Source organism: Rhodococcus sp. T2V (assembly GCF_029269925.1).
GTDB lineage: Bacteria > Actinomycetota > Actinomycetes > Mycobacteriales > Mycobacteriaceae > Rhodococcus_F > Rhodococcus_F koreensis.
Window position 1 is genome coordinate 1 of the sequence record NZ_JARJBD010000235.1, and the last position, 2,757, is coordinate 2,757.

Genomic DNA, 2,757 nt, shown 5'->3' on the forward strand with positions numbered 1-2,757 from the left:
TGTCGGCGGACATGAAAAGCTGCCCATGGGCGGTCACGAAAGTGCCCGGTAGCGGCCACGAAACTGCCCACTGACGGACAAGGGTTTCTGCCCGCTGGCGGACACGAAACTGCCCACGCGGGTGTCTCAGCTGTACGACACGTTCGATCTTCGACCCGATCGCCTCCCCGGGTCGGGGCCCCTCCTCGGGTTCGCTCGACGGTGCTACCACGTCCCGCGAAACCTCGAGGAGAGGCCGTCGTGAAGTCTGCCAAGGAAGTCATGGAAATTCTCGAAGCCTACGACCTGACGAAGTCCTATCGCGCCGCCGCCGCGCTGGCGGGGTGCTCGCATCACACCGTCGCCCGTCTCGTCGCCGAACGCGACACCGCCGATGTCCCGACCCCACCACGGGAGAAGAGACCGATGCTGATCGACGAATATCTACCGAAAATCGAAGAATGGGTGGAACATTCGAAGGGACGGGTCCGCGCCGACGTCGCCCACGACAAACTGCTGGCCCTCGGATTCACCGGCACCGAACGCACCACCCGCCGCGCCGTGGCCCGGGTCAAGCGCGCCTACCGGCTCGGGCACACCCGGGTGCACAGGCCGTGGATCACCGAACCCGGGCTCTGGTTGCAGTACGACTTCGGTGACGGCCCGGTCGTCGACGGCGCCAAGACGGTGCTGCTGTGCGCGTGGCTGGCCTGGTGCCGGTACCGGGTGGTGATCCCGTTGCGTGATCGCACCGCCCCCTCCGTCTACGCGGGCCTGGACCGGGCCTTCCGTCGGATCGGTGGTGTCCCGACGTATCTGCTCACCGACAACGAGAAGATGGTCACCACCGAACACATCGCCTCGGTCGCCGTCCGCAACCCGGGTGTGGTCTCGTTCGCCCGGTTCTACGGCCTGGTCGTGAAGACCTGTCTGCCCTCGGACCCGGCCACCAAGGGCGGGGTGGAGAACACCGTCAAGCTGGCCAAGGCCGACCTGGTGCCCACCGACCACAATCTCGCCGCCGAGTACGACAGTTTCGACGACCTCGAGGCCGCCTGCACCGCCTTCTGCGACCAGGTCAACACCCGGATCCACCGCACCACCCGCCGCGTCCCGGCCGACATGCTCGCCGAAGAACGCCTCCACCTGCATCCGGTCCCGGCCGCCGCGCACACCGTGACCTGGGGTGTGACGCGCATCGTCCCCGACAACACACCGATGGTCGCGTTCGAGAACGGCCAGTACTCGGTGCCACACATCCTGCGCGGGCAGACGGTGTTCGTCCGCGCGCACGGCGCCGGGGCCTCCGAGCGGATCGTCGTCGTCCACCACGGCGAGGGTGGCCCGGTCGAGGTCGCCCGGCACCGGCGGGCCCGCCCCGGCTCCCCGCAGATCTGCGACGAGCACTTCCCACCGCCCCCGGCCGGGGTGCTGGCCCGTCAGCCGATCCCGCGGACCGACGCCGAACGCGCCTTCTGCGACATCGGTGCCGGTGCCCGGCTGTGGCTGTGTGAGGCCGCCGAGGCCGGCACCGGGAAGATCCGCGTGAAGATGGACCACGCGGTGTCGCTGGCGAAGCTGCTCGGCGCCGAACGGGTCGACTGGGCGCTCGGGCACGCCGCCGCGTACGGCCGCTTCGCCGAGGGCGACCTGATGGCGATCCTGGACGCCCACCCCGCCGGCGTCGCCTCGGACCGCACCCACCGGGCCGACGAATCCCGGTCCCTGGCCCAGGGCACCAGCGGCTGGGCCGCCCTCGGCGGCGAGGTTCCCGTCGACGGTGCAGCCGAACTCTAGGAACACCGCCCACGCTGACGCGAAAAACTCTGCACCGCAGACTAATCGAGTTCACAGTCCGATTTCAACCGGCACCCGAAGGAGACCCTCGTGAGCACTGCACCACCGTCGGCGCCGCCGCTGCCGGCCGACTTGGAATCCCTGCTGCACCGGCTGCGGCTGCCGCACATCCGCCGCGCCGCCCCCGACGTGCTGGCCACCGCCCGCGCCCAACGCTGGGAACCCGCCGAGGTCCTCAAGGCGCTGCTCGCCGAGGAGGCCGCCGGACGGGAACGCTCGGCGCTGGCCACCCGCCGCGCCGCCGCCGCGTTTCCCACCGGCAAGACCTTCGACGCCTGGAAACCGGAACTGTCCTCCATCCCGGCGCCGACCCAGCAGGCGCTGCGCACCCTCGAATGGATCGACCGGCGCGAGAACCTCGTCGTCTGCGGCCCCTCGGGAACCGGGAAGACATTCTTCCTCGAGGCCCTCGGTCAGCACGCCGTCGAACAGGGACGAAAGGTGCTGTGGTTCACCCTCGAAGACCTCGGCGCCCTGATCCGCCGGCACCGCGCCGACGACTCGGTCTCGGGGGCCCTGACCAAGCTGCTGCGCGCCGATCTCGTGGTCATCGATGACATTGGCCTGTTGGCGGTGGCCGCCGACGCTGCGGAAGGCCTCTACCGGCTGGTGGATGCCGCGTATGAGAAACGCGCCCTGGCGCTGTCGTCGAATCTTCATCCGGCTGGATTCGACGAGCTGATGCCCAAGACCCTGGCCACCGCCACCGTCGATCGGCTCATGCATCACGCCCACCTGTGTCAGACCAGCGGCAAATCGATCCGGATGAGCCAAGCCCTCGCCGGCACCGGCGTCGACCCACTCACCTGACCACAACACCACACCGTGGGCAGTTTCGTGTCCGCCCGTGGGCAGAAACCCGTGTCCGCCTACGGGCAGGTTTCGTGTCCGCCCGTGGGCAGAAACCAATGTCCCTTGACA

2 protein-coding genes are annotated in these 2,757 nt (G+C 69.2%); both read left to right on the forward strand.

What is annotated here, in order from left to right:
- Positions 1 to 240 precede the first annotated feature (240 nt).
- Positions 241 to 1,776, forward strand: a complete 1,536-nt coding sequence (istA, locus tag P3H15_RS53475) for an IS21 family transposase (RefSeq protein WP_276144739.1) — start codon at positions 241 to 243, stop codon at positions 1,774 to 1,776.
- A gap of 90 nt (positions 1,777 to 1,866) precedes the next feature.
- Entirely contained in the window at positions 1,867 to 2,646 is a 780-nt protein-coding gene (gene istB, locus P3H15_RS53480) for an IS21-like element helper ATPase IstB (RefSeq protein ID WP_276144740.1), read from the forward strand.
- Positions 2,647 to 2,757 lie beyond the last annotated feature (111 nt).